We start from the raw sequence: 25,812 nt of genomic DNA on the forward strand, positions 1-25,812 counted from the left end.
AGTAATTCGAGATGCTATTAGAATTTACTAAAATGCATGGCCTAGGCAATGACTTTTTGGTGCTGGACTTAATCAGTCAGCGCGCATTTTTAGACACGATGACTATTCAGCGTTTGGCAGACCGTCATTTTGGCATTGGTTTTGATCAGCTTTTGATTGTTGAGCCGCCCGATATGCCGAATGTCGATTTTAAATACCGGATTTTCAATGCAGACGGTTCTGAAGTTGAACAATGCGGCAATGGCGTGCGCTGCTTTGCGCGTTTTGTGCATGAGCGTAAGCTGACCAGTAAAACCAAAATGAAAGTGCAGACCAAGGCTGGCATTGTAGAGCCGGAACTGGGGCAAAATGGCTGGGTCCGCGTGAATATGGGTTACCCTAAATTCCTGCCGCAAGAAATTCCATTTCTTGCAGAAGAACCTGAAAATTTATATGACATTCGCTTGCCTGACGGCGAACAGCTCACGATTGATGTTGTCAATATGGGCAATCCGCATGCCGTGACAATTGTCCCTGATGTGATTCAGGCGGATGTCGCGCGTTTAGGCCCGCAGCTGGAGTCGCATGAGCGGTTTCCAGCGCGGGTGAATGCGGGCTTTATGCAGATCATTGATGAAAAGCATGCGCGTCTGCGTGTTTTTGAGCGCGGTGTCGGCGAGACTTTGGCTTGCGGTACAGGCGCTTGCGCGGCAGCTGTTTCAGGCATGCGCCGTGGATTATTGGCAAATTCAGTGGAAATTGAATTGGCTGGCGGCAAACTGCAAATTGAATGGCGCGAAGGCGATGTGGTTTGGATGACCGGTCCGACTGCAAATGTCTACGAAGGCCGTTTGGATTTGAGCTACTTCCAAGGTTAAAGCCAAATTAAGCAATAAAAAAGCACGGTCGTAAGATGGTGCTTTTTTATGCCTGTAAATCAGTTATGCTGTACAAAAGAATGCATTTGCCTTGAACTTGAATGACACCATTGATATTTCTTCCTGGCGCATCCGGCAGCCTTGAATTTTGGCAGCCATTAATGGCCTTATTGCCAGAGCGCTATTCCAAGCATGTTATTGGCTATCCCGGCTTTGGTTCAGTGCCCATGCAGGAAAGTGTCTATGATTTTGATAGCCTGAGCCGTCATGTGCTGGCACAGGTGGATCAGCCGTGCGTAATTATCGCGCAATCAATGGGAGGCATATTGGCGCTGCAGGCTGCACTGCAGAAGCCTGAGCTGGTGAAAGGGCTGGTGCTCATTGCGACTTCAGGCGGTATTGATTTAAGCCCTTTCCAGGTTGAAGATTGGCGGAGCGCATACAAGAATCAATTTTTAAATTATCCAGACTGGTTTGCTGCTGTTCATTTGGATTACGCCAGCCAATTATCTAAGATTAAGCAGGAAGTGCTGCTGTTGTGGGGCGATGCAGATTTGATCAGCCCAGTTGCAGTCGGACGGTACTTAAATCAGAAATTTCAACATTCAACACTGCATATTATTCAACAAGGCGATCATTTATTTGCAGCGCAGCATGCATCGGAAGTTGCTGAATTCGTCACCGAATATTTGCATGCGTTAGAAAGCAGCGCATGAGTCGGCAGTATGTCCTCTAAAATAGATGCATTTGCATTGCTGGCCATGTGGCTCAAAGAACGGGAAATTCAAAATCAGTCTGCGCATACCCTGCGGGCTTATGAGCGCGATGTTTCGGACTTTATTCTATTTTGCGGCAAACGGAATCTTCCGTTATCAGATCTGGAAACTTCGGATCTACGTGAATATTTGGCATACAAGGTCGAGCGCCATCAACTCAGTTCCAGCAGTTTGCAGCGCATGCTGTCCGCGATCCGTCAATTTATGAAATGGGCGGAGCACAGTGAATATATGCGCTTCAACCCTGCCGATAATTTCCAGCTAAAGCGCCAGTCCCGCCCTTTGCCGGGTTTGGTGGATATCGAAACGGTCAATCAAATTTTGGATCAGCCATCGCCAGAAACAGAGGCGCAGCAACAAATGTGGCTGCGGGATAAAGCGATTTTAGAACTGCTGTATTCCAGCGGGCTGCGCTTGGCGGAAGTGCAGTCGCTGCGGATCAAAGATGTTGATTTTAACCGGCAGCTGCTGCGCATTACCGGTAAGGGGAATAAAACCCGTATTGTGCCGTTTGGCGCAAAAGCCAAAGAAGCTGTCATGAATTGGCTGCAGGTGTACCCGTTATGGCACGGTGATTTTGTGCCCGAGGCCAATGTGTTTATTACCCAAAAAGGCAATCCTTTAGGCGCGCGGCAAATTGAAAACCGGGTGAAATTTCAAGCGCAGCGGGCAGGGGTCAATGTGGATTTGCATCCGCATTTGCTGCGTCATTGCTTTGCCAGCCATATGCTGTCCAATAGCGGGGACTTGCGCGCGGTACAGGAAATGCTGGGACACAGCAATTTAACCACGACTCAAATTTATACCCATGTCGATTTTGATCATTTGGCGAAAGTTTATGATCAGGCGCACCCGCGGGCAGCTAAAAAATAAACGAGAAGCATGAAACTCCTCATTTATTTTTTAGCAAAGCATTATAGCGCCGGGGTATGAACAGGGACTTGGCGTGCAGGATTTGCTTTCTCAAAAGCTGTCGCAATATTCAACAATGTTGGTTCATCAAATTCACGTGCGATGAATTCAATATTGACGTTCATTGGATAGCTGCTGCGTGATGATGTCACTGTTTTAGCCGGCATGGAAAGCGCCGGGAAGCCGCTAAATGGACTGAGGCGGTTATTCGTTCCAGCAGATGGGCTGTTGCCTAGATCGGCAGCTAAAGCAGTCATGGTTGGATAGGCCAAGGCATCGTAGCTTGTTCCCTTAAATACACCGTTTAAGTCTGTATGGTCTAGGGCTGCATTGAGATTTCCGCGAACATGCGGCGCGCGTATCACGGTATTGAGATGATAGCCTTCAATAAAGGATGCTGCTGTTGGGTCGCGGTCATAATTATTGAAAGTTGCAATCATCAGGCCGCTTTTTTGCAGGTCTGCATAAGATTGAAAAATGCTTTGCGTGGTTTTTAAATAAGCACTCAGTGATGTCTTAAACTCATAGGCAGAAAGGCTGGAGTATTTGGTTAAAATATTGGCTAAATCTTCAATGTCTACTTCTTCGACAATCGCGCCGGCAGCTTTCATTTTTTCTACTGCTTGATCCATGGCTTCATTAACCAGCTGGCCATCTTCACTCATCACGCCGCGGCTGTTGGGCTGTGCGTAGAGTGCCCGAACCAGGCCAATGCGTTTGCCTTGTAATGATGCTGTTTCTGCTGGAACATAAGAATTTGGCACAGAAAACAAAGTGCGGTATTCCGTTTCGGAAGCGACTAAAGGCGCAAGGCGGTCAAAATCATTGCGCTGATTAGACGATGGGGATGGATCGTAGCCAGTTAAGCTATCCATTAAAATAGCGCAGTCGATTGCTTTGCGGCACATTGGGCCTGCAGTATCTTGAGTAGGCGCCAAAGGAATAATACCGTCTTGGCTGACTAGGCGAAGTGAAGGGCGTAGGCCAACCAAGCCTTGCACGGCGGAAGGAATACGAATAGAACCGCCAGTATCTGTGCCAATGCCAATTAACGCTAAGCTGGCATTAATCGCGGCGCCAGTGCCTGCAGATGAACCGCCAGGCCCTTTCGTCAGATCATAAGCATTTTTAGTTTGCCCGCCGTTTTCATGGCTGGATTTACCGCCAAAACCAAAAGCAAATTCATCTAAATTAGCTTTGCCCAAAATAATGCCGCCATTTTCTTTAATTTTATGAATGATATAGGCATCATCTTTTGGGAAATTGTCTTTCAGGGCGGGTGATCCAGCGGTATTTGCCATGTTCATTGCATCAATATTATCTTTGGGCAACACCGTTACACAATGAAGCGGACCCTTGAGTTGGCTTGTCCGTGCATAATAATCGTCAAGGGCTTGAGCATCTGTGAGCGCGGACGGATTAACAGAAATAATGCTGTTTAATGTGGGGCCTTTTTTATCATAAGCTTCAATTCGGTCTAAATAGCTTTGCACAATTTGAACACAGCTGGCGCCTTTGCTTTGAATCGATTGATGCACACTTGCAATACTGGCTTCAACTGGGGTGAATGCAATTGGTTTTATAGTTTCATTATCTGTATTGGATGCAGATTCATCTGAATCGTTACAGGCGCTTAAAAATGCGGAAAGCGATATAAGTAGAATAGTTTTTTTAAAGTTCAGCACAGGTATTTTCCTCAGTGATCGTATTTGATCAGAGAAGCAATGCAAGTGTTGTGCCACTGAAGATATTGATGTTATGAGCTATTTTTTGAATGAAAAAATGATTGCTGCAGTGTTTTGTGCGTATTTGAATCATTTGCTGCACAGTAAACATGCATTAAATTTCAATTAATTTTGAAATGATTAAAAAGCGGTAACAATATTTAAGAAATCTAGACAAAAGCGTGCAAAGAACATAAATTATTCGAAAGTAAACGCTTAGATGCGATTAATAGTGATGCTTGCACTAATGTAGAATAAAAAAAAGGCAATTTTTCACGTATAAAAGAATCCATCAATGCGTAGGATCCGCTTAAGCGAACCGAGGAATCGCTGCTGTTCCGAAAAATGCGTATAAAAGAATTTAATTGAAAACTAGGCAAAAGAAATGATTTTGGATATTCAAGAAAAGTATGATCAGCTCAGCTCCAAACAAAAAGAGATTTTTGCTGGTTATGGCCTTCGGCAAGTGAAGCATTTTGTGGAAATCAGTTTGCCCAATATTGAGCCGTCTCTTCCTGTAAATGCAGTTGTGCAGGGGGTGAATGCCAATGGTAAAGTGCAAGCTATTCATGCAGATACACAAAAAGCTTATCTTTGGATTTCTGACCTGCAATGGCAAGAAACGCAATCTCCGACGGCTTCTTTTGACTCTAAGCAGGACTTTATTGAGGTTTGGCAAATCTTTGAGCTGGCTCAATATGAATTGATTGATTTAAGCCATATTCACCGTGATTTTTTAGAAAATCAGCCTGTTTAATGCAATACAGCGTGTGACGCAGTAAAGGGCTATTTGAATTCAGTTTCGGGTGATTGAAATAGCCCTGATGCTGCATGCCTAAACGCAGCATCACATTTTCAGACGCTTTATTTTGCACGGCCGTGAATGCTTTCACTGTTTTGAGCTGCAAAACCTCAAAGGCGAATCTTAGGCATTCGTCCGCTGCTTCAGTGGCATAGCCTTGATGCCAAAATTCGGCAGCTAAGCGCCAGCCAATTTCAGTACATGGAGAAAATTCAAATAAATCCGGCTGAAAATGCAGTCCAGTAAATCCAATAAACTGTCCTGTTTGCTTTAATTCCAGCGCCCAGAATCCCCAGCCATTTAAATCTATCTGCCAGCGCATCGCTTTCTTGTGTGTTCAGCGTCTGTGGAAAATGCTGCATGACTTGAGTACTGACATTCATGTGCGCAAATGGCGCCAAATCTTCAGTTTCCCACGGCCTGAGAATCAGCCGTGCAGTTTCTAAAAGGACTAGCGGCTTAGTGTTTGGGCAGTTTTGCATCATAAATCTTCCAAAGGCAGCTGATAGCTTTGCTTAACGATCTGGCTCGGAACATCTGTTTTTACACTGGTAATGCCGTTGCGTTTGGTTAAATGCGTGGATTGAAATTTACGGTAGCTTTCTAAATCCGGCACAACCACTTTCAGCATGGCATCGCATTCCCCTAAAATAATGTAGCACTCCATCACTTGCGGCAGTTCTTTCATTGCTTCAATGAAGGTATCAATCGTTTCGGCATCTTGACCGACCAGCCAAATCCGGGAAAACAGCAGCAGCTGAAAGCCGATTTTTTGCGGATCGACCACTGTGGTGTAGCTTTGAATGACGCCGGCCTCTTCCAGTAATTTCACGCGCCGCAGGCAGGACGAAGGCGATAGGCCAATTTCGCGCGCAAGATCGTTGTTTTGCATTCGGCCATTGTTCTGCAGGCCATGAATGATATTTTTATCGATTCGATCTAGTTTGACTAGAACAGATTTGGAAGAAATCTTCATAAATTAGAATATAATTCTAAAATTAATAATAAAATTAGAATAAATGAAATCCTATTTTAGATCAATTCGCAGATACTATTTTTCTCCTTGAAATACAGTAAAAGGAAAGGAAAATGTCTGTATTGCTACTCTTTGCACTAACGGTTACACCGCTAATTTTTACCCCAGGGCCAGATATGCTGTTCATTCTGTCTCAAGTCATGGGCAAAGATGCAAAAGCAGGCATAATGGCGACTGTAGGTATTTGTTTTGGCTATTTGGTGCATTCTGTTTTAGTGGCGCTGGGTATCGCGGCGATTATTGTGTCTTTTCCAATTTTGTTTGAGGCCATCCGCTGGCTCGGCATCGCATATTTGCTTTATTTAGCAGCGCATTTAATCAAATCGGTGTTCAGCAATAAAAAATTGTCTATTGAAAATCACAGCAGTTCAAACCCCATCAAAAAAGGTTTTTTTACTGCGCTGCTTAATCCGAAAGGCATGCTCATCTATTTTGCGATCTTGCCACAATTTATTGACCAGTCGGGCAATACAGTCACGCAAGGTCTTATCCTGTCTTTCGTGTTTATTGGCCTGATTTTTGTGGTGTACTGCGCTTTGAGCCTGATTTTCAGCAAAATCAGCCAGAAAACCCATATTGATGAACGTAAGCAGAAGTGGATAGATGGCGCATCGGGAGGCTTATTGGGACTGGCCGCAGCGTGGCTGATGGCGAATTAATATGCCTGTCCGAATGCTGAACTTTTTGTATGAGCGGCTAAAAAGCCTGCTGAATTCAGCAGGCTTTTGGGTTGTTCAATTCTGCAATGCACTAAGCTTGAACCGGTAAAACTTCAATGCACATAAATGCTGCTGTAATTTTGCATTTTACAGAAAGATGAATGTTTGAAGAAAATGCTGCAAATATAGAGCATCTATCCTAAATGACATAAAGGCAGATGATATGCCGGCAGGACATTTCTGCATAAACAAGATGAATGGCTGATTTGAAAGAACGATTAAATCAAAACTTTTGATGAAGCTCATCAAGTAAAAAGATAATAAAAATCAATGGTTAAAAATTGACTGAATCTTTTGTTAAAACAATGAAATAAAATAGTCCGGAAAAAGTGTGAACGTTAAGTTCAAGGAAAATTACGCATTTTTACAGGTCTTTCGATAATTGTGACTTGACCCAAATGCCATGTGCATTGCAAGATAGGGCACCTAAAAAATTTAAAGTGAAGAGTTAATATAACTTTTCTCAACATTTATATTTGCTAAAACAGCCGAGGATTACATGAAGGCTCTTGTTGCTGTAAAACGTGTGGTTGATGCCAACGTTAAAGTCCGTGTTAAACCGGACAACAGTGGTGTTGACTTAACGAACGTTAAAATGTCAATCAACCCATTTTGTGAAATCGCAGTGGAAGAAGCGGTTCGCTTAAAAGAAAAAGGAACTGTTTCAGAAATCGTTGTTGTTTCTATTGGTCCTAAAGAAGCGCAAGAACAAATCCGTTCTTCTATGGCGCTTGGCGCTGACCGCGGCATCCTGGTTGAAGCGGATGACAGCCAGCTGGGCGCGCTTGAAGTGGCTAAAATTCTTAAAGGCGTTGTAGACGCTGAACAGCCTCAATTGATTCTTCTTGGCAAGCAAGCGATTGATGACGACTCTAACCAAGTTGGCCAAATGCTTGGCGCTCTTCTTGGCGCAGGCCAAGGCACTTTCGCTTCAGAAGTTAAAGTTGACGGCGACAAAGTGCAAGTGACTCGTGAAATTGACGGCGGTTTGCAAACTGTAGAGCTTGCGCTTCCTGCAATCATCACTACTGACTTGCGTTTGAATGAGCCTCGCTATGCAGCGCTTCCAAACATCATGAAAGCGCGTAAAAAACCGCTGGATACCAAGTCACCGGCTGATTTTGGCGTTACACCTGCAACGAAGCTTAAAACTGTTAAAGTTGAAGCGCCTGCAGAACGCAAAGCTGGCGTACAAGTGAAGTCTGTGGACGAGCTTGTAGAAAAATTGAAAAATGAAGCGAAAGTGATCTAATACAGAAGGATAAAATCATGAGTATTTTAGTTATCGCTGAGCACGACAACAAAGCACTGAACGGTGCAACTCTTAACGTTGTTGCTGCAGCGCAAAAAATCGGTGGTGATATCACTGTATTGGTTGCTGGTTCAGGCGCGCAAGCGGTTGCAGACCAAGCGGCTAAAGTTGCGGGCGTAAGCAAAGTATTACTTGCTGACGACGCTGCTTATGCAAACCAATTGGCTGAAAACGTAGCTAAATTAGTTGCTTCTATCGGTTCCGGCTATTCGCACATTCTTGCTGCGTCTACAACAACTGGTAAAAACATTCTGCCTCGCGCAGCTGCGCTTCTTGATGCAAGCATGATCACTGACATTATTGCAGTAGATTCAGCAAATACATTCAAGCGTCCTATCTATGCAGGCAACGCGATTGCTACAGTTCAATCTGACGAATCAATCGTTGTTGCAACTGTACGTGGTACTGCATTTGATCCAGTTGCTGCTGAAGGCGGTTCTGCTGCCGTTGAAGCTGTTGCATCAACTGGCGATGCTGGCATTTCTAAGTTCGTTTCAGAAGAAATCGTGAAATCTGAACGTCCAGAATTAACAGCTGCTCGCATTGTTGTATCTGGCGGCCGCGGTGTAGGTTCGGGTGAAAACTATCACACTGTGCTTGATCCATTAGCTGACAAGCTAGGTGCTGCTCAAGGCGCGTCACGCGCTGCAGTAGATGCTGGCTTCGTACCAAACGACATGCAAGTTGGTCAAACGGGTAAAATCGTTGCGCCAGAACTGTATATCGCTGTAGGCATCTCAGGTGCGATTCAGCACTTGGCGGGCATGAAAGAGTCTAAAGTGATCGTAGCGATCAACAAAGACGAAGAAGCGCCTATCAATGCAGTAGCGGACTACTGGTTAGTCGGTGACTTGAACACTGTAGTTCCAGAATTGGTTTCTAAAATCTAATTTCTGAAATTACTGTTTCAAAAAACCCTTAGATTATTCTGAGGGTTTTTTTTGAGCTGCGTTTTTGAGTCAGTTTGGGTTTTTATGAGCCCTAAGGCTGCTGGGCTTAAATTCAGTTGAAAGAGATTATTGGGTCTGAGAAATCAGATTTAACCGCATGTTTGATGGGCCTTCAGCAGATAAAAAAATCATAACATCTTACTATTGGCCAGAGTCTAAATTTTTGTCTAAAAAATATTCAAATTTTTAAAAAATATAACAAGATAGCAGATTGTCAAAACACACATTTAAAAGCAGATTTATGCTATAATTTACGGCTGTATTTTACATTTTGACTCATGCTTTTGAGTGAAATTTTAGCTGGATTTACGACATATAAATGCGGGTCATTTTTACCTGTATAATAAGGAGTATGCATGAGCGTATCGGAAATTAGACCGATTGCCATTGAGGATGAACTCAAAAGTTCATATCTCGATTATGCGATGAGCGTAATTGTATCGCGTGCATTGCCGGATGTGCGGGATGGTCTAAAACCTGTTCACCGCCGTGTGCTTTTCGCAATGCACGAGCTGGGCAATGACTACAACAAAGCGTACAAAAAATCTGCCCGTGTAGTCGGTGACGTGATCGGTAAATATCACCCGCATGGTGACTCCGCCGTTTATGAAACCATCGTCCGTATGGCGCAGGATTTCAGCTTGCGCTATCAATTGGTTGATGGTCAGGGCAACTTCGGTTCGGTCGACGGCGATAGCGCTGCGGCGATGCGTTATACCGAAGTCCGTATGCGCAAGTTAACCCATGAACTATTGGCTGATCTTGAAAAAGATACAGTTGAATGGGAAGACAACTACGACGGTTCTGAGCGTATTCCGCAAGTCATGCCAACCCGTGTGCCGAACTTGCTGATTAACGGTGTAACCGGCATTGCTGTCGGTATGGCGACCAATATGGCGCCGCACAACATGACTGAAGTTGTGAACGCTTGCTTGGCCTATGCCAATAATCCGCAAATCAGCATTGAAGGATTGATGGAGCACATCTCTGGTCCAGACTTTCCTACAGGCGGCATTATTTACGGCAAATCAGGCATTGTAGACGCTTACCGGACAGGTAAGGGGCGTTTGCATATCCGCGGTAAATATCATATCGAAGAAGACCAGAAAACTGGCCGCGGTACAATCGTATTTACAGAAATTCCTTATCAAGTTAACAAAGCAAAAACCATTGAGCGTATTGCGGAGTTAGTGAAAGAGAAAAAACTGGAAGGTATTTCTGAGCTTCGTGACGAATCAGATAAAGACGGCATGCGTATCGCCATTGATTTGAAGCGCGGTGAAAACGCTGAAGTGATTGTCAATAATCTATTTTTAAATACTCAGCTGGAAAATTCTTTCAGCATCAATATGGTCTGCTTGGACAACGGCCAGCCAAAATTGATGAACCTGAAAGATATTATCGCGGCCTTTGTCCGTCACCGCCAAGAAGTGGTTACGCGCCGCACCATGTTCGAATTGCGCAAAGCGCGCGAACGCGGCCATATCTTAGAAGGTTTGACGGTTGCTTTAGCCAATATTGATGCCATTATTGAAACCATCAAAACGTCTGCGAACCCTGGTGAGGCGCGTGAGCGTTTACAGGCAGGCGAGTGGGCTGCGGGCGGTGTTGTTGCATTGCTGGAAAAAGCAGGTTCAATTTCAATCCGTCCAGATGAAATTGAAGGGGAAGATCTAAGCCGTCCATTCGGATTGGCAGGCAATGTATACCGTTTGTCTCCAGCGCAAGTTGGCGCAATTTTAGAATTGCGCTTACACCGTTTAACGGGCCTTGAACAAGATAAACTGCATGCTGAATATACTGAAATTTTAGGTCAAATTGCTGAATATACAGCAATTTTAAATGACTTTAATTTATTGATGAATGTCATTAAAGAAGAACTTGCATTGATTCTGCAGCAGTATGGCGATGCGCGCCGTACCGAAATTGTAGAGTCGCGCATTGACTTCTCGCGTGAAGATTTGATTCCAGAAGAGCAGGTTGTACTCACTGTTTCTCAAACAGGATATGCAAAAACACAGCCGCTTTCTGACTATGCGGCGCAGCGCCGCGGCGGCCGCGGCAAGTCTGCGACCTCAATGAAAGCAGATGACTACATTCAGCATTTGATTGTGACATCAAACCATGCAACGGTATTGTGCTTCACCAATGTCGGTAAAGTTTACCGCCTGAAAGTATTTGAAGTGCCGCAAGCTTCACGCGGTTCAAAAGGCCGTCCGATGGTGAACTTGCTGCCGCTGGATGCTGATGAAACCATCACAGCAATCTTGCCGGTGATTGATGCGCCGAAGAAATTCAAAGAGCGTCTTGCTGACTTCCGCAGTTTCGTGAAAGCGAATGCTGAAAGACTGAAAGCAAATGAAATCGTCAATTCGCATTATGATGCGCTGGAAGTGGCGTTTGCAGAACTGGCTGATGGCGATGACCTTTCTGATGCATTGCGCAAACAGCTCAAAGAGCTGGGTATCGAGCTTTCTGCAACTGATTTGGACGATGAAATTGTCGCTGAATTTGCAGAACTTGCAGAAAACTTGCGTAAAAACTTCTATGTCTTTATGGCAACAGAAGCGGGTACGATCAAGCGTGTTGAACTTGAACAGTTCTCGAATGTCCGTTCCAACGGCTTGCGCGCAATTGAGCTGAATGATGAAGACACCTTGATTGGTGTAGCCATCACTGACGGCGAACAGCAAATCATGCTGTTCTCAAACGAAGGCAAGGCGATCCGTTTTGCTGAAACAGATGTTCGCGCAATGGGCCGTTCTGCGAAAGGCGTGCGCGGCATGCGTGTCACTATCGGCGCAGCGCAAGCGGAAGATGCGGAAGATGCAGATACGGATTCGGATGATGACGCGGCAGATTCTGCATTTGTCAGCCGCATCGTTTCTTTGGTGGTAGTGCCTGAAACAGGCGAAGTGCTTTGCGCATCTGCTAACGGTTACGGTAAGCGTACGCCAGTCGATGATTTCCCAACCAAGAAACGCGGCGGTAAAGGCGTCATTGCAATTAAGACTTCTGAGCGTAATGGCGAGCTGGTCGGCGCAGTTGCCATTGATGCGTCTAAAGAGTTGATGCTGATTTCTGACGGCGGTACTTTGGTTCGTACCCGTGCGTCAGAAGTTGCGCAAACTGGCCGTAATGCTCAAGGTGTGCGTTTAATCCGTCTAGGTGAAAATGAAACACTGGTTGGCGTAGAGGCGATTGAAGCTGTGGAAGAAGATGATGAACTGCTGGATGATGCATCTTTAGCTGCATCCGCTGAATCGGCGGCAGATGATGAAATCATTGCTGAAAATACAGAAAATGAATCTGATTTGAATGAGCCTGAAGAAGACTGATTTTAAATCAATAAAAAGGGCGCTTCGGCGTCCTTTTTTCTATGTCGGCCCTAGATAGATGGATGAGAATGATGATGAAGCTTCAATATGCTGTATTGGCGTCTGCGCTGGCTTTAGGCGGCTGTGAGAAATTGGGTCAGCAAGCGATGAATGCGATTCCTGACCCGAGCGCAGCACAGGCTGAGGTGGCCCAAGCTGCCTATGATGACTTGCGCGCACAGAATTTTAGCCAGCTGATGACGCGTTTAGAGCCGGAACTGCAGGCGCGGTTCAGCGGCAATGAAAAAGAAATGCATAAATTTGCGCGCGGCTTGCCAAAGGAAAACTATAAAACCAAGAAAATAGTCGCGAAAAACATAGTCAAGGCAACCAATCAGCCCAGCAAGTATACGGTGACGTATGAATATGCGTATGACAAAAATTTAGTGCAGTATGATGTCAGTTTTGACAAGGCCGGCGGCAGCGCGAAAATTCGTGATTTAAGCGTATCTGTCTTTGGCGAGAAGATTTAAGGCGCGAATTTCCGCAAAATAAAAAGGACGCCGAGGCATCCTTTTTATTTTAAATATTGCGTTTAAAGTGGTCGTCATTTAGACAATACTCGATAGAATCTTTCAAAATGCCGACCGCTCTATAAATGTATTCTGGTTTATCTAAGAAAATGAGCCCATTCGCCTGCACTTCAAGGCCCGCTCGGGTGAGTTCTAAATGGCGTATCTCATTTATTGGGACAATAAACTGAATGGTCGGGCGCTTGCGGTTTACATCATATCTAAACAGCCAGCGGTTATTTTTATTTTGGTATAAGACAGAAAAATAGCTTTCGGTATCTTTCGCTGTTAATTCATGTTCAGGCAATAGCTCTTGAACAACCTGATACAGCATCTGCTCATGTACTGTCGTGACAATTTTGCTGTTATCCGCATGAATGATATCTGCAGCGGCGGGCTGTGCAGGGGGGGATCATCATTATGGCTGGCTGTTATTTCAACGGGCTGCGCGGTGATAATCGTTGGCGCTGAAAGGCCTTTTACTACAGTATCGCTGATCGCTTGTTCTACAGCCTGTTTAACAAAAGGCTGAATGCTTTCTAAAAATTTAGTATTCAATTGCCGAGGGATGTTTGCTTGTTGCGCTACATAGCGGACAAAATCTAAATCGGCTTCATTGATGCTGCGTTTAATTACGGTTTTAAATTGCTGGATATATTGATTCTCTTCAGCGAAAAAGCGTAATTTTTCAGCATGGAAATTATCATGCTTGAACTCTGCCAATTGCGTCAGTTCTTCTGCATTGTGTTTGGTAAAATCAATGGTCAGAAGTGGTTTTTCATCCATAACATTTGTGATTGCGCCAATAGTGACGCCGAGGCTGCTATTAAAATATCTTGAAAGCTGAGGCGCATGATTGGTTAAGTTGGCGGCAAATGGTTTGGCCTCAATAAACATAACAGGCTGGCCGTTGCAGTACAAAGCGTAATCCACTCTTTCTGCTGACTTGGCTCCAGGGAAATCTGCAGAAAATTCAGCAAGCACTTTGGTTGGATCGTAAGGATTAAATCCTAGAATATCCAGCAAAGGTAAAATAAGCGCTTGTTTCGTTGTTTCCTCAGTAGTGCAGTGTGCTCCAACGCGTTTTACATGCTCTATATGGTCTTTTAATTTGTTGATAAAGTATTCCATAAAACGCCCCCTGCTTTTATAAGTATTTGTATGATTTTTAATCAATATAGCTGTTTTTTCTTAGATGTTAAATACGCTTTCATGGGCGTTTCTCATTATTTTTTCTGTATAAAATATAAAAAAGGACGCCGAGGCGTCCTTTTATATGCAGTCAATTTTAGAGTGTGTTGTGCAGCTTAGGATCGTAGTTCTTTTGCTTTTCGTAATCGAACTCACCTTCCCATTTACTGATCACAAGAACAGCCAATGCATTGCCGATCACGTTCAGAACAGTACGCGCCATATCTAAGATCCGGTCAATACCGGCAATGAATGCAAGGCCTTCGAGCGGAATGCCTACACTGCCCAGCGTTGCTAACAGCACGACGAAAGACACGCCAGGAACGCCAGCGATGCCTTTAGAGGTAATCATGAGTGTCAGGACAAGAATGACTTGCTGGCCCAGGCTTAAATCAATGCCGTACAGCTGCGCAATGAAGATTGCAGCGATACTTTGATACAGTGTTGATCCATCCAAATTGAATGAATAGCCGATTGGAATCACGAAGCTGGTAATCGGTTTTGGCGCACCGTAAGCTTCCATTTTTTCCATAATGCGCGGCAGCACTGTTTCTGAACTGGCAGTTGAATAAGCTAAGATCAATTCATCTTTCAAGATTTTAATAATCGCCCAAATGCTGAAACCGCAAATTTTGGCAACAAATCCTAAAACGACAAAAATAAAGAAGAAAATAGCGCCATATACCAATAATGCAAGCTTGACTAAAGGCAGCAATGAACTGAAGCCAAAGTTCGCGACAGTCGCAGCGATTAAGCCGAATACGCCTAAAGGCGCAAACATCATAATCATGTGAGTGACTTTGAACATGGTTTCAGAAACGGCATGCAAAACACTGATCAGCGGCTGTTTGGTTTCTTTTGATAAAGAGCCTAAGCCAATGCCAAACAGCACCGAAAAGAAAATAATCGGCAGCATTTGCCCGCTGGTTAAAGCAGCAAAGAAGTTTGGCGGAATCAAAGATAATACAGTTTGCACCAATCCATGTGAATGCGAACTGACTTCATGGGATGTTTCCTGATATTTGGAAATATCCACTTGGGTCAGAGTCGACATGTCAATACCAGCGCCGGGCTGGAAGACATTGGCTGCAACTAAACCGACAATAATTGCAATAGTGGTAATGATTTCAAAATACAAAATGGTTTTGAAACCCAGTTTACCCACATTGGAACCATGACTTGCATTGGCAATGCCTAAAATCAGCATTGAAACTACAAGCGGGATTACAATCATTTTAATAAGGTTAATAAAAATTGAACCCAGCGGGGTCAATAAATTATTTACTAAGGCATCACGGTATTCAGGAGAATAGTGGAGAATAGAGCCTAAAAGTATACCTAAAATGAGTGCAATTACGATTTGCCATGCAAGGCTCATCTTAATTTTTTTCATACTCAGCTCTGAAAAAACTAAATTAGGGACAAAAAAAATCTGCATGAACTCTTGCGCTGCATCCAAAAAATGGCGCTGCAAGGGCAAGAGAAATTTTGGCAGATTGGGTTAAGTCTATTTTGAAGTTTTTATGAAAAATGAGCTAACTATTTTTATGATGTTGCTGTTGATTGGTGTTTTTTCTTTCAGTTTTATTTAATAATCCGATCTGGATAATAAAATTAAGTTATGTAATGAATAAAAATGATTAATAATTGACTAGTTTGGCTTAAGTTTTAATCTATAGTAAGACCAGCAGAGGCAAACGCCGGCAAAGGCGCTTAAATAGATTAATTTAGGCACAACAATGCTGGTCGGCACACCCATTTGGTTCAGCTGGATAAACATTTGAATGCCTTGGGTAGAAGGCAAAAAATTGCCCAGCCACTGCATCCATAAAGGCATTGCTGCGTGCGGCCAAGCCGTGCCAGAGAGCAAAAATAGCGGAATTGAGGTGAATACAATCAGATGCCCAGCCCGTTCAGGCATGTCTAAAAAAGAGGACAGCAGCATAGCAAGGCCAATGATGCAGCCAATGAATATCGGTACCGCGATCAGCATGCCCATAAAATTTCCGCCGCGCGGATAATCGTAGAGCCAGAAAGTAAAGCCGAATAGATAGAAGCAGCCCAAACAGCCAATCGTAAGTATGGCCGCGAAAATTGCCCAAAATTCAGCTGCAGTCGGTTTCCATTGATACTGTTCACGGTAGCCCGCCAATAGCATGCACAGTCCCAGTACAATGGTTTGATGAATAATCAGCGGCGCAACTGCAGGGAAAATATAACTGCCATAGCCAGACAGGGTATTGAACAGCGGTATTTGATGAATGGACAGCGCAGGAGAGAAGTGCGAAATATTGCCAAACTTTTCTGCTTGTTCCGCCAGCGCATTTTCAATAGATGTAGCGAGGCCAAGGCCAATTTGTTTGGTTTTTAGAAAATTCGCAGCGCTGAGATATAAGCCGACACCGCCAACTTCTCCATGGCGGATGCTGTTGGATAAATTGTCAGGCAAAAGCAAAATGCCATCCGCCTGCTGGCGCTGAACCATTTGTTCAGCTTCTAAAAAGTTAGCCGTGACTGCCTTAATCTTTACATTTGGACTGTTAGAGACTCGTCCAATAATTGCGGATGTCATTGCACTTTGCTCTTCATCGACAATCACAATCGGCAAAGCCTGCGCTTGCTGCGCCTGATAAGCTGTAGGATAAAAAAAGCTGTACATAAAGACCGACAGAATCAGCGTGGTCAAGATAGATGAATTGGCAGCAATGTTTTTAAAGGTTTGAATGTAGTAGTGGAAAAACTGTTTCATGACAGGATCTCCTTGGCGCATTTTTTCAAGAAGATATAAGCCAGTGCAAAATACAGCACGCTATATACAACGAGCAGGGCAAAAGGCTGCAAGGATGATGACAGCGGGCTGCCAATCACCCATTGTTCGGTTTGCAGTTTGGCATACGGTGTGTAGGGGATAATATGCGCCCAAAACTGGGTGAACATCGGGGCATTATTGAGGGGCAGGGTTACGCCTGCAAAGCTGAGCGATGAACCGCCGTAGACGGCAATCACGCCAAAGGTTTTCGACAGGTTTTTTGTGGCCAGCACAATTGTGCTGCTGATAAAGGCATAGGCGCTGTAAAGTAAAATCTGAGCGAGCAGAATCAGCCACAAATGGCCTGCGACAAACCAGCCGCGGATGCCAATCAGCCAAATCATCCACAGCCATGTCCAAATGCTAAAAATTAAAATATAGACCAAATTTTTGGACAGCAATGCACTGAACAGTGTTTGCCCATGCAGCCATTGCTGTGCGGTTTTAAATTTCAGTTCCTGCCCCACAGAAAAGGCCACGCAGCAGCAGAGCAGCAAATGCAAAATGGCTGGAATCATGTAGGGTTCTAAATAGAACTCATAATTCAGCCCGGGGTTATATAGCGGAGAAATTTTGACGTTAGGTGTTGGCACATCTAAATAAGGGAGGGTATTTTCTAAGTAATTCTGGCCCATAAAATCAGCCATGGCCTGCAGCGTCCCCAGCAGCATGGCAGATGAAATGGTATTGCCTACACTAAAATAGCTTTGATTGTAGGCAATGCTGATTTCAGCATCTTTGGCTTGCACCAAGCGCTGTTCTGCACCCGCTGGAATGTGCACATAGCCCCAAATTTTATTTTGATTCAGCTGCTGTTCGACTTCAGTTTGACTGTCACTGATGAGCGCAATTTTCACAGCGCTGCTCAGGGCTAAATGATGTTCGATGCTGCGGCTTAAATTGCTGCGGTCTTGATCAATAATGGCAATCGGCAAATGTTCAGGCTTGCCTTGAGCAAACATGCTGCTGAACAGCACGACAATAAATAAAGGCGCAAGGGTGACTAAGCACAAGTCCCATTTGTGCTTAAGTAAATACTGCAATTCACGCCAAACGCCTGCCCGCATATTTATTGCGCCTCTTTAACTTTAAATAATACGCTCATGCCGACTTTTAAATCTGGCATGGCCTGTACAGGCGCAAGATGCACTTTAAAGCTGCGGATGTCATAACCGCCGGTTTGGCGGGTGGTTTTAATGGTGGCGAAATCACCTTCAGCATCAATATATTTAATTTTAAATTCAGCCGTTTGGCCCAAGGCAGGAATATAGCCGCGCATGGTTTTGGCTTTATATACAGACTGATATTGATCTTCACGGACATTCAGGCTGACGTGCAGATCATCATCCTGAATAATACTGACTACGGGAACAGCCATCGCAACCAGCTCTGAGGGTTTGCCGTAGGTTTTAGATACCGTTCCATTGATCGGCGACAATAATTTAGTTTCAGCCTCTAAAGCATTTGCTTCAGCCACAGCGGCTTTGGCAATGCTGACCTGCGCATCTGCAGAAGATTTTTGCTCTGGCGTGCTGCCGCGTTTGGCGCGGGCATACTGCTGATACGCAGCTTCTGTTAATTCAGCCGCGGAAATAGAAGCAGCGTGCATTTCATCTCTGCGCTGACGTGAAATAACGCCTTCTTGAAACAGTTTTGCGCCGCGCTGATAGGTGGTTTGCGCTAAGTTTTGCTGCGCTTTTACGCTCTGCCAGTTGGCATACAGCGTGGCAATATTTTCTTCCTGTGAGCCGCGGTCTGCCGTTGATTGCAGCGCAAGAGCAGACTGCAGTACTGCAAGCGCCTGCTGTTTCTTCGCATCAACTTCTGGGCTGAACAGGCGCACCAGTTCTTGGCCCTTAGTCACTTTTTGACCATCATGCACATACATTTCTTCAATACGGCTCGGCACTTTGGTCGAGACATGAATGGTTTCGGCTTCCACCCGGCCTTGCAATTCGACTTCTTTGGGCTGATAGCTTTTCCATAAGCCAAAGGCAATTAATCCAAGCAGCAGAATCAATACCATGCAGACGGCGATTTTAATGGCTGCAGATTTTTTAGGATTTTGCGGCGCAACGGCGGATTGCTCCGTCTGCTGGTGCTCAGAATCATCTTTGGGAGCTGTTAAGTTTTTTTCATTGTTGGCATTTGTGCTTTCAGATACAGAGGAATTTGTCTGAACGGCATGATTGGACTGTTCAGGTGAAATAGGCTTCTCTTCAGATTCAGGTGAGTTTTTATCTTGATTCATAGGATTCCCCATCTGAAATTAGCGGACATAGCGTGTATTGGGCTGATTGATATAGCCCTGAAACTGTTCAATCGAACCGTGGCTTTGCAGTAAAGCTGCCAGTGACATGACATATTTATAAGCATTCAGCGCTGTTTCTGTTTTTAAAACACTTAATGCATTTTGTGCATCAATCACTTGTGTTGCCGTGCCCATATCTTCTCTAAAAGACAATTCCTGAATGCGTAAATTTTCTTGGGCGGCTTTTACGTTTTGCTGCAGCAATTGGTCACTTTGCTGTGCAGTAACCACTTCGCTATAAGATTTATAAATGATGTTTTCAATTTCTTGTTTGGCGTGCTCAGTGATCAGCTCTGAAGCATAACGCTGCAATTCGGCTGCCTGCACATTTTTGTTTTTATCAATGCCGGAGAATAAGTTGTAGCGGGCTGCCACACCGACAATCCAGTTTTGCTTATCGTCCAGGCTATATTCGCCAAAAGCAAAGACACTGGGCTTTTTCGCGGCGTTTTGCACTTTGACATTGGCTTTGGCCAGCCGCGTATCCATCTGCATTTTCTGAATGAGTGAAGACTGTTCAGGAAAACTTTTCAATAAGCTGTTTAAAGCCAAATTTTGTGTCGAATTGACAAAGAGCGGAGTGCTCAGCTCAGTAATTTGGCTGCTTTGCAGTAAGTTATTCAGCTGAAATAAACTGGCTTTATAGCTGGCTTGCGTATTTTGATGGGCGCGTTCGGCATTATTACGCGCGACTTCAAACTGCATGCGCTGGCCTTTGCTGATAAAGCCTTGCTGTTCCAGCTTGAGCGCATTGCTGTAATGTTTTTGCATGGACTGCAAATTAAATTGACTGCTGGCCTGCAGCTGTTTTTGCAATTGCACATTAAAATAAGCCTGTATGAGTTCAAAGCGCTGCACATCCTGCTGCTGTTTGGTGTTGAGCAGACTGCGCTGGGCTTTAATATTAGCGACTTCTTTAGCGCTGGAAGTCAGCCCGCCTGTATATAAAGGCATCATAATGGATACGGTTGGGCGGATCACCTGATCATTTAATGCCACTTGATATTCATCTGGAATTAAGCCGACACCATCATGGATGGTTTGGTTTAAACCTTCTTTCAGCGGGTCGGCTAAACCGCCGAGATTCGGGTTAGAATTTTGCCATTCATCAATTTTGCTGTTGACGCCATTTGACAGCGACTGTTCTAAATTGTTTTTGACGGCGCCTAAAGGGATATCCAATTCATTATGAAAAGCATAAGCGCGCACGTTTAAATCGACCCGCGGCAGGCCAAGGCCTTTAACGGCTTCTGCTTCCAGCTGTGATGCCCGCTGCAATGCCTGATTGGCTTTGGTGCTGTAAGAGTCTTGCAGTACGTTTTGCTCAGCCTGTTGAAAGCTGATGCTTTGGGCAAGGCAAAGCGAACTGAACAGTAATGAAACCGTAAAAATTGAACTTTTCACTGTAGCGCTGGTTATATTGTTCGCTTGATTTTGTTGTTGTTCAGATCTGCATAAACTTGATGAATGCTGTAACATCAAATAGATTCTCCGTATCGTCAAACCCAGTATAAAGCAACCGTTCAGTGATATGCTTCTTATACAGCTGTTCATTTTTTTGAAATTGTTATCAGGATGTAATAAATCAGAATAATCGGCTATATTGTATTCACATCATCATGTTTAATAAATATAAGATGGATTTACAAGTCAAAGCGCCAAATAATTTTTCAGATTCATATACCTTAAATGAAGCCATTGCGCTGTTTTATCAAAAAAATGGCTTTGGCCCAATTGTGGGTGACCGTGAGCCTTTGACGGTAGGTGTATATACAGGCTGCTTAATTGTGCCAATGCCCAATATTGGTGTGCGCCATAAATATTTAAAATATCACGATATGCACCATATTTTGACAGGTTATACCGTTGGGCGGATTGGCGAAGGCGAGGTCAGCGCTTGGGAGTTGGGCACAGGCTCAATGTTCCGCCATCCAATTTTAGGCGTGATGAATTTGATTGCGCTGTCTACAGGTTTTTTCTTAAAGCCGAAAAGGATTGTGCACGCTTATGGCCGCGGGCTGATGAGCTCGAATACTTATGATTTAAAAACACGGCAATGGATTGATGCAAATGGTGATGCGCCTTTATCTCAGTTAAAGCAGCAAAAGCTGGAAAGCAAAAAATCCGTTTTTATGCCTTGGCTGCGCTGGGTTGAGTTTACTTTTTATTTAAGCGCAGCCATGCTGATTCACGCCATTGTGGTGATTCCCGCGTTAATTTTAAGAATCGTCAGCTATTTGCTGGCAGGTGAGCCCTTTATTGAAATTATCAAACCTGCAAAAAGATCAGATCTTTATTGAAGATTTAGCTTTAAATGTCCGACAGCATTGAAATATTTTCAGGATAAATTACTGCAAGCACCGTCTATCTGTGGTTAAATGCCATCATTTTATTGTGTTTCACTCTGAAAGGAAAAATCATGCGCGCGTACAACTTCTGTGCTGGTCCTGCTGCATTACCTACTGCCGTTTTAGAAAAAGCCCAAGCTGAAATGCTGGATTGGCATGGCAAAGGTCTTTCCATTATGGAAATGAGCCACCGCAGCAAAGATTATGTTGCAGTTGCAGAAAAGGCAGAGGCGGATTTACGCAAACTCATGAACATTCCTGAGAATTATAAAGTGCTGTTTCTGCAAGGCGGCGCATCTTTGCAATTCTCTGCAATTCCGCTCAATTTGCTGGGCAAAAACAGCAAAGCGGATTATATCCATACCGGTATTTGGTCTGAAAAAGCGACTAAAGAAGCGCAGCGCTATGGCGACATTAATGTCATTGAAGCGGGCACAACCGTAGATGGCAAAATGGCGATTTCTGATCAAAGCACGTGGAACTTATCTGACGATGCCGCTTATGTGCATTATGCAGATAATGAAACCATTGGCGGTATTCAGTTTGCAAATATCCCGGAAACAGATAAGCCTTTGGTTGCAGATTTCTCATCAAGCATTTTATCTGCGCCTTTAGATGTGTCTAAATTCGGCTTGATCTATGCGGGCGCGCAAAAAAATATCGGCCCTGCAGGTTTAACAATTGTGATCGTTCGTGACGATCTATTGGATCAGGCAAAACCTGAAATTCCAAGCATCTTAAAATACGCTGCGCAAGCCAAAAATGATTCGATGGTCAACACACCGTCTACATATGCATGGTACCTGTCTGGTTTGGTCTTTGAATGGCTGCTTGAACAGGGCGGTGTAGACGCCATTTACAAAGCGAATTTGGCAAAAGCCGAATTGCTATATGGCTATATCGATTCAAGCGATTTTTATGCAAATCCGATTGCAAAAGCTAACCGTTCTATTATGAATGTGCCATTTACGTTAGCTAATCCTGAGCTTGAGAAGCAATTCTTGAAAGAAGCGGAAGAAAATCATTTGCTGAACCTGGCGGGACACCGTTCTGTTGGCGGCATGCGTGCAAGTATTTACAATGCAGTGCCTTTAGAAGGTGTGCAGGCGCTGGTGAATTTCATGGATGGCTTTGCGAAACGCAATGCATAATCCTTGAAGAAAAAAAGCCCATCGAAAGATGGGCTTTTTTGTATCTGCTGAATTAAAGAATAAAAGTGTGGAGTAAATATGCACAGATCATCATGCCTAAAACAAAAAATAGGCAGGCCATAGGCTCGACATGATATCGAGAAATCAGGCTGTGTCCGGCTTGCTGTATGTTTTCTTCTTGCACGATTTTCATAGATATTTATTGTCCGATCTATTTATCGTTAAATCCTATTTGTAATTTTTATTTTTACCATAAAATTTTGATTAAATAAAGTACTATGTTGATTAAAATTGCCAAACTGCTTGATTTATTTTAAAAGATGAGTAAGAAGCATAAAAACTTACATATTTTCAGTCAGATAAAATTTAATTAAGAGATTTAAAATCCTCATAATTGAATATTAAATAATCACGAAAAGGAATTAATTTTGAATTTATAAATGTGGATAAGTGCATTTAAGTTTGAATTTAAAATGCTGACTTTTGATTATTAATTGTGGATAAAATTTCAGCGGATTATCAATTATGTAATGAAATTGGCTATCAGCTAAAATAAAAAAAGCCCAAGTCTGATTTGTACAGAAAGAGGCTTTTTTTTTAAATTTAAATTAAGCAGATTTTGTGTAAATATTCGCCTGAATCCAAATGTTGCCGCGAATGAACTGGCCAACCTCATAATCTTTATAAGCTGGGTCTTTTGTGGCAATGCGGATCAGCACGGCGGGCTGATTTTCTTCATGAATTAAAGTGACATCGTAAAGCGTATAGTCCTGATTCATAAACTGCATGGATGATTTACCGACTACATTGCCTTGAAACCAGGCTTCATCTTCCTGGCCCATGTTTTCGCCGTACAGGTAGGCCACCATTTTCGAAAAATCGACAGTGACAGGGGCTTTATCATCTTCAGACTGCGGTTCCCAAGCTTCAATCTGTTCCTGCAGGTTCGCAGGCGCCACGCCATTATTGGCGGCTAAAATATCGTTTAAAGCGCGGTGGTGTTTGATTGAGGCCGGGTCATCGACAACTAACTGCTCATGTTCGGCAACGGCTTCTAACTCATAGGCCCAGCCATTCAGCTGCACCAAATAGTCCTGACCCTTTTCGTATTGGCTGTGGTTAACGCTGTACAGGCTGTCAAAGGCATATACGGAAGTGTCGGCGCCTAAATTTAAGCAGAGTACGGCTTGAATATTGGACTTGCAGGTAATAATCCGGTCAATGCTGGCCTTGAATTTATACGGGCTCTCGAAGCACGGAAATGCGGTTTTTACCGCTTTGGGTTTGTTGTTTTCAACTTCAATCACTTGAGTCAGCTGCACTGACGCTTTACTGGGGCCCTGAATCAGCCAGGTGCCGGTGTCCATATCGCATTCTGCAGCGCATAAGCCCATCGGCATCACAGGAGCATCCAGAGCTTGACCGAGCCATTGAGGAACATCGGTACACGGTTGTTCTGTTAATAAATTCCAGTGTTCAATGTGGCTACCGAAGTTCTGATCTTCAATAGTGATCATTTCTGGTCTGTTCTGATTTTTCATAAGCACGATTGATGTTGGGTTGTATTTATGTATTAAATCGAGGGTTATTTGAAATTTTCAAGTCTTGAGCGCTAAATATTCCGTATTCAGCCGTTATTTTCAGTCTAGACCATGTCAAAATGGCTGCATAGAAGTGAATGCTCAAGATGCTGATGTGCAAAATCAATAACGGCTTAGACATCTATTTTTATTTCATCTGGACATTTTTCTGCTTTAGCGTTCAATGAGATTGCATCAAGTCGTGGAACATGAAAAATCATCAAAAAAGCCAAGATTGGCAGGTCTGGGCTTTTTGGAACACGATAAGTCATTGAAAAATATTTAATAAATTTAAGAATTTCGCATAAGCTGTATTATGTTAATTTTAGAGTATCTAATCGTTTAAAATTCCATTAATTTAGATCAATTTTTATTTTAAGAGGATGCTAGTTTGAAATTTAAATTAGTCATAGCTCTATTAAGTTTAATTCTATTAGTTTGTTTATTGATAGATAAAACTATAAACACTACAGAAAACAAAAAATACATAGATAGAACAATTACTTATGATAATGATATACGTCAAAAATATGGAGTTGTAAAAAAGTATTCTATAAAAAAGTAGGTAGAAGCTCTGTAGGTGCAAGTGCTGATTCTTATGACCATTACGATTACTACGATATCTATATCAAGACTGATAAACGTAATGATCTGATTAGGATTAATTTATATAAGAACAAGCAAGGAAAAATTATCAGATATTACATAAAGTAATCTACGCTCACTATTTAACATAATGGCGATTATACGAATTTGCTTTGATAGAACCTAATTAAAGTGTCCAGGTGAGATAGGAATTTTTGTTCATTTATGTGTGGGACTAAGTGTCCATTAAAATAAGAATAAGCAGCTGATGCATTGAGCTTTCTCAATTTTTGAGAAACCTGTACACAAAATAGCGCAATTTCACGTATTTCTGTCATGTAGATTTGTTAAAATGAAGTTCATACTTTTGCACTGGAAATGATTGTGCTGCCATTTAAACTTTGGGTCGATGCGGATGCGCTGCCTAAAATTTTGCGTGAAGTGATTATTCGTGCTTCGGACCGCTATCAGCTTGAAGTGACCTTTGTCGCGAACCAAAATGTCGGCATTACGCCATCTGTGCGTATTAACTCAATTCAGGTCATGAGCGGTGCAGATGCGGCGGATAAAGAAATTATCGACCGGATGAAAGAACATGACATCGTCATGACGCAAGATATTCCGCTGGCGGCGCAAGTGATTGAAAAGGGCGGTATTGCAATTCATCCGCGCGGTGAGGTGTATACCACTGCCAATGTTAAAGCGCGCCTGCATTTACGCGATTTTATGGACAGCCTGCGCGGTGCCGGAGTTCAAACGGGCGGGCCGCCGCCTATTTCAGAGCGGGATAAGCGTGAATTTTCAAGCAGTCTCGATCAAACCATTCAGAAGCAAAAGCGTAAAACAGCTCAGCATTAAGG

General features: G+C 43.5%; 20 protein-coding genes and 2 pseudogenes. 12 read left to right on the forward strand and 10 right to left on the reverse strand.

The genetic code is table 11. The features are described from left to right. Nucleotides 1-11: 11 nt before the first annotated feature. From dapF to xerA, 3 genes are all read left to right on the forward strand, one after another. Nucleotides 12-857, forward strand: coding sequence for a diaminopimelate epimerase (dapF, locus tag F941_RS05095; RefSeq protein WP_005008569.1), 846 nt, complete (start codon nt 12-14; stop codon nt 855-857). A gap of 101 nt (nt 858-958) precedes the next feature. Continuing rightward, nucleotides 959-1,573: an alpha/beta fold hydrolase gene (locus F941_RS05100; protein WP_005008571.1), complete on the forward strand. Its 615-nt coding sequence runs from the start codon at nt 959-961 to the stop codon at nt 1,571-1,573. A 9-nt stretch (nt 1,574-1,582) separates the two neighbouring features. Continuing rightward, nucleotides 1,583-2,506: a site-specific tyrosine recombinase/integron integrase gene (xerA, locus tag F941_RS05105; protein WP_005008574.1), complete on the forward strand. Its 924-nt coding sequence runs from the start codon at nt 1,583-1,585 to the stop codon at nt 2,504-2,506. Between the two features lie 41 nt (nt 2,507-2,547). On the opposite strand, the gene F941_RS05110 is transcribed toward xerA, so the two are convergent. Beyond that, on the reverse strand, nt 2,548-4,230 hold the full coding sequence (locus F941_RS05110) for an amidase (RefSeq protein WP_005008577.1): 1,683 nt from the start codon (nt 4,228-4,230) through the stop codon (nt 2,548-2,550). 424 nt (nt 4,231-4,654) lie between these two features. On the opposite strand from F941_RS05110, the gene F941_RS05115 reads away from it, so the two are divergent. Continuing rightward, nucleotides 4,655-5,026, forward strand: a complete 372-nt coding sequence (locus F941_RS05115; protein WP_005008580.1) for a hypothetical protein — start codon at nt 4,655-4,657, stop codon at nt 5,024-5,026. On the opposite strand, the pseudogene F941_RS05120 reads toward F941_RS05115, so the two are convergent. Together F941_RS05120 and F941_RS05125 are read right to left on the reverse strand one after the other, a co-directional pair. Continuing rightward, nucleotides 4,932-5,553, reverse strand: a pseudogene (locus F941_RS05120) (GNAT family N-acetyltransferase). The gene F941_RS05115 and the pseudogene F941_RS05120 overlap by 95 nt on opposite strands. Beyond that, entirely contained in the window at nt 5,553-6,047 is a 495-nt protein-coding gene (locus tag F941_RS05125; RefSeq protein WP_005008586.1) for an Lrp/AsnC family transcriptional regulator, read from the reverse strand. Before F941_RS05125 ends, F941_RS05120 begins: the two are co-directional and overlap by 1 nt. 113 nt (nt 6,048-6,160) lie before the next feature. Between F941_RS05125 and F941_RS05130 the strand changes: the two genes are divergently transcribed. From F941_RS05130 to F941_RS05150, 5 genes are all read left to right on the forward strand, one after another. Then, complete coding sequence (locus tag F941_RS05130; RefSeq protein WP_005008589.1) at nt 6,161-6,766, forward strand: LysE family translocator; 606 nt, start codon at nt 6,161-6,163, stop codon at nt 6,764-6,766. A gap of 559 nt (nt 6,767-7,325) precedes the next feature. Further along, complete coding sequence (locus F941_RS05135) at nt 7,326-8,078, forward strand: electron transfer flavoprotein subunit beta/FixA family protein (RefSeq protein WP_005008590.1); 753 nt, start codon at nt 7,326-7,328, stop codon at nt 8,076-8,078. Between the two features lie 17 nt (nt 8,079-8,095). Next, the gene (locus tag F941_RS05140; RefSeq protein WP_005008591.1) at nt 8,096-9,028 is read left to right on the forward strand and encodes an electron transfer flavoprotein subunit alpha/FixB family protein; all 933 of its coding nucleotides are present in this window, start codon (nt 8,096-8,098) and stop codon (nt 9,026-9,028) included. Between the two features lie 416 nt (nt 9,029-9,444). Then, nucleotides 9,445-12,426 carry a DNA gyrase subunit A gene (gene gyrA / locus F941_RS05145; RefSeq protein ID WP_005008594.1) on the forward strand — a complete coding sequence of 994 codons (2,982 nt, stop codon included), beginning with the start codon at nt 9,445-9,447 and terminating at the stop codon, nt 12,424-12,426. Between the two features lie 74 nt (nt 12,427-12,500). Next, nucleotides 12,501-12,938 (forward strand): DUF5065 family protein, encoded by a 438-nt coding sequence (locus F941_RS05150; protein WP_005008598.1) that lies wholly within the window; start codon nt 12,501-12,503, stop codon nt 12,936-12,938. 49 nt (nt 12,939-12,987) lie between these two features. Here the strand turns inward: F941_RS05150 and F941_RS05155 are convergent. The 6 genes and pseudogenes from F941_RS05155 to F941_RS05180 form a co-directional block, all read right to left on the reverse strand. After that, nucleotides 12,988-14,108 (reverse strand): annotated as a pseudogene (locus tag F941_RS05155) (type I restriction enzyme HsdR N-terminal domain-containing protein). Nucleotides 14,109-14,265: 157 nt separating this feature from the next. Beyond that, on the reverse strand, nt 14,266-15,561 hold the full coding sequence (gltP, locus tag F941_RS05160; RefSeq protein WP_005008605.1) for a glutamate/aspartate:proton symporter GltP: 1,296 nt from the start codon (nt 15,559-15,561) through the stop codon (nt 14,266-14,268). Between the two features lie 258 nt (nt 15,562-15,819). Continuing rightward, nucleotides 15,820-16,917 (reverse strand): ABC transporter permease, encoded by a 1,098-nt coding sequence (locus tag F941_RS05165; RefSeq protein ID WP_005008607.1) that lies wholly within the window; start codon nt 16,915-16,917, stop codon nt 15,820-15,822. After that, nucleotides 16,914-18,044 (reverse strand): ABC transporter permease, encoded by a 1,131-nt coding sequence (locus F941_RS05170; RefSeq protein WP_005008609.1) that lies wholly within the window; start codon nt 18,042-18,044, stop codon nt 16,914-16,916. Before F941_RS05170 ends, F941_RS05165 begins: the two co-directional genes overlap by 4 nt. Before the next feature lie 2 nt (nt 18,045-18,046). Then, complete coding sequence (locus F941_RS05175; RefSeq protein WP_005008611.1) at nt 18,047-19,228, reverse strand: HlyD family secretion protein; 1,182 nt, start codon at nt 19,226-19,228, stop codon at nt 18,047-18,049. A gap of 18 nt (nt 19,229-19,246) precedes the next feature. Further along, entirely contained in the window at nt 19,247-20,767 is a 1,521-nt protein-coding gene (locus F941_RS05180; RefSeq protein WP_005008614.1) for a TolC family protein, read from the reverse strand. A 158-nt stretch (nt 20,768-20,925) separates the two neighbouring features. Between F941_RS05180 and F941_RS05185 the strand changes: the two genes are divergently transcribed. Together F941_RS05185 and serC are read left to right on the forward strand one after the other, a co-directional pair. Next, nucleotides 20,926-21,588, forward strand: a complete 663-nt coding sequence (locus tag F941_RS05185) for a hypothetical protein (RefSeq protein ID WP_228128310.1) — start codon at nt 20,926-20,928, stop codon at nt 21,586-21,588. A 119-nt stretch (nt 21,589-21,707) separates the two neighbouring features. Continuing rightward, entirely contained in the window at nt 21,708-22,787 is a 1,080-nt protein-coding gene (gene serC / locus F941_RS05190) for a 3-phosphoserine/phosphohydroxythreonine transaminase (RefSeq protein ID WP_005008620.1), read from the forward strand. A 608-nt stretch (nt 22,788-23,395) separates the two neighbouring features. On the opposite strand, the gene F941_RS05195 is transcribed toward serC, so the two are convergent. Next, on the reverse strand, nt 23,396-24,328 hold the full coding sequence (locus F941_RS05195; protein WP_005008624.1) for a hypothetical protein: 933 nt from the start codon (nt 24,326-24,328) through the stop codon (nt 23,396-23,398). 1,002 nt (nt 24,329-25,330) lie between these two features. Between F941_RS05195 and F941_RS05200 the strand changes: the two genes are divergently transcribed. Further along, nucleotides 25,331-25,810 carry a YaiI/YqxD family protein gene (locus F941_RS05200; protein ID WP_005008626.1) on the forward strand — a complete coding sequence of 160 codons (480 nt, stop codon included), beginning with the start codon at nt 25,331-25,333 and terminating at the stop codon, nt 25,808-25,810. Nucleotides 25,811-25,812: the final 2 nt, after the last annotated feature.

Origin of the sequence: Acinetobacter bouvetii DSM 14964 = CIP 107468 (assembly GCF_000368865.1) — a bacterium.
In the GTDB taxonomy this organism is placed as follows: domain Bacteria; phylum Pseudomonadota; class Gammaproteobacteria; order Pseudomonadales; family Moraxellaceae; genus Acinetobacter; species Acinetobacter bouvetii.

What these genes read in the sequence shown, in the direction of transcription:
- xerA (WP_005008574.1), top strand. Translation starts at nt 1,583, where the DNA reads ATGTCCTCTAAAATAGATGCATTTGCATTGCTGGCCATGTGGCTCAAA.
- F941_RS05165 (WP_005008607.1), bottom strand. Translation starts at nt 16,917, where the DNA reads ATGAAACAGTTTTTCCACTACTACATTCAAACCTTTAAAAACATTGCT.
- F941_RS05140 (WP_005008591.1), top strand. Translation starts at nt 8,096, where the DNA reads ATGAGTATTTTAGTTATCGCTGAGCACGACAACAAAGCACTGAACGGT.
- F941_RS05115 (WP_005008580.1), top strand. Translation starts at nt 4,655, where the DNA reads ATGATTTTGGATATTCAAGAAAAGTATGATCAGCTCAGCTCCAAACAA.
- F941_RS05195 (WP_005008624.1), bottom strand. Translation starts at nt 24,328, where the DNA reads ATGAAAAATCAGAACAGACCAGAAATGATCACTATTGAAGATCAGAAC.
- gyrA (WP_005008594.1), top strand. Translation starts at nt 9,445, where the DNA reads ATGAGCGTATCGGAAATTAGACCGATTGCCATTGAGGATGAACTCAAA.
- F941_RS05180 (WP_005008614.1), bottom strand. Translation starts at nt 20,767, where the DNA reads ATGTTACAGCATTCATCAAGTTTATGCAGATCTGAACAACAACAAAAT.
- F941_RS05100 (WP_005008571.1), top strand. Translation starts at nt 959, where the DNA reads ATGACACCATTGATATTTCTTCCTGGCGCATCCGGCAGCCTTGAATTT.
- serC (WP_005008620.1), top strand. Translation starts at nt 21,708, where the DNA reads ATGCGCGCGTACAACTTCTGTGCTGGTCCTGCTGCATTACCTACTGCC.
- F941_RS05185 (WP_228128310.1), top strand. Translation starts at nt 20,926, where the DNA reads ATGGATTTACAAGTCAAAGCGCCAAATAATTTTTCAGATTCATATACC.
- F941_RS05150 (WP_005008598.1), top strand. Translation starts at nt 12,501, where the DNA reads ATGAAGCTTCAATATGCTGTATTGGCGTCTGCGCTGGCTTTAGGCGGC.
- F941_RS05175 (WP_005008611.1), bottom strand. Translation starts at nt 19,228, where the DNA reads ATGAATCAAGATAAAAACTCACCTGAATCTGAAGAGAAGCCTATTTCA.
- F941_RS05200 (WP_005008626.1), top strand. Translation starts at nt 25,331, where the DNA reads ATGATTGTGCTGCCATTTAAACTTTGGGTCGATGCGGATGCGCTGCCT.
- gltP (WP_005008605.1), bottom strand. Translation starts at nt 15,561, where the DNA reads ATGAAAAAAATTAAGATGAGCCTTGCATGGCAAATCGTAATTGCACTC.
- F941_RS05170 (WP_005008609.1), bottom strand. Translation starts at nt 18,044, where the DNA reads ATGCGGGCAGGCGTTTGGCGTGAATTGCAGTATTTACTTAAGCACAAA.
- F941_RS05135 (WP_005008590.1), top strand. Translation starts at nt 7,326, where the DNA reads ATGAAGGCTCTTGTTGCTGTAAAACGTGTGGTTGATGCCAACGTTAAA.
- F941_RS05130 (WP_005008589.1), top strand. Translation starts at nt 6,161, where the DNA reads ATGTCTGTATTGCTACTCTTTGCACTAACGGTTACACCGCTAATTTTT.
- F941_RS05125 (WP_005008586.1), bottom strand. Translation starts at nt 6,047, where the DNA reads ATGAAGATTTCTTCCAAATCTGTTCTAGTCAAACTAGATCGAATCGAT.
- dapF (WP_005008569.1), top strand. Translation starts at nt 12, where the DNA reads ATGCTATTAGAATTTACTAAAATGCATGGCCTAGGCAATGACTTTTTG.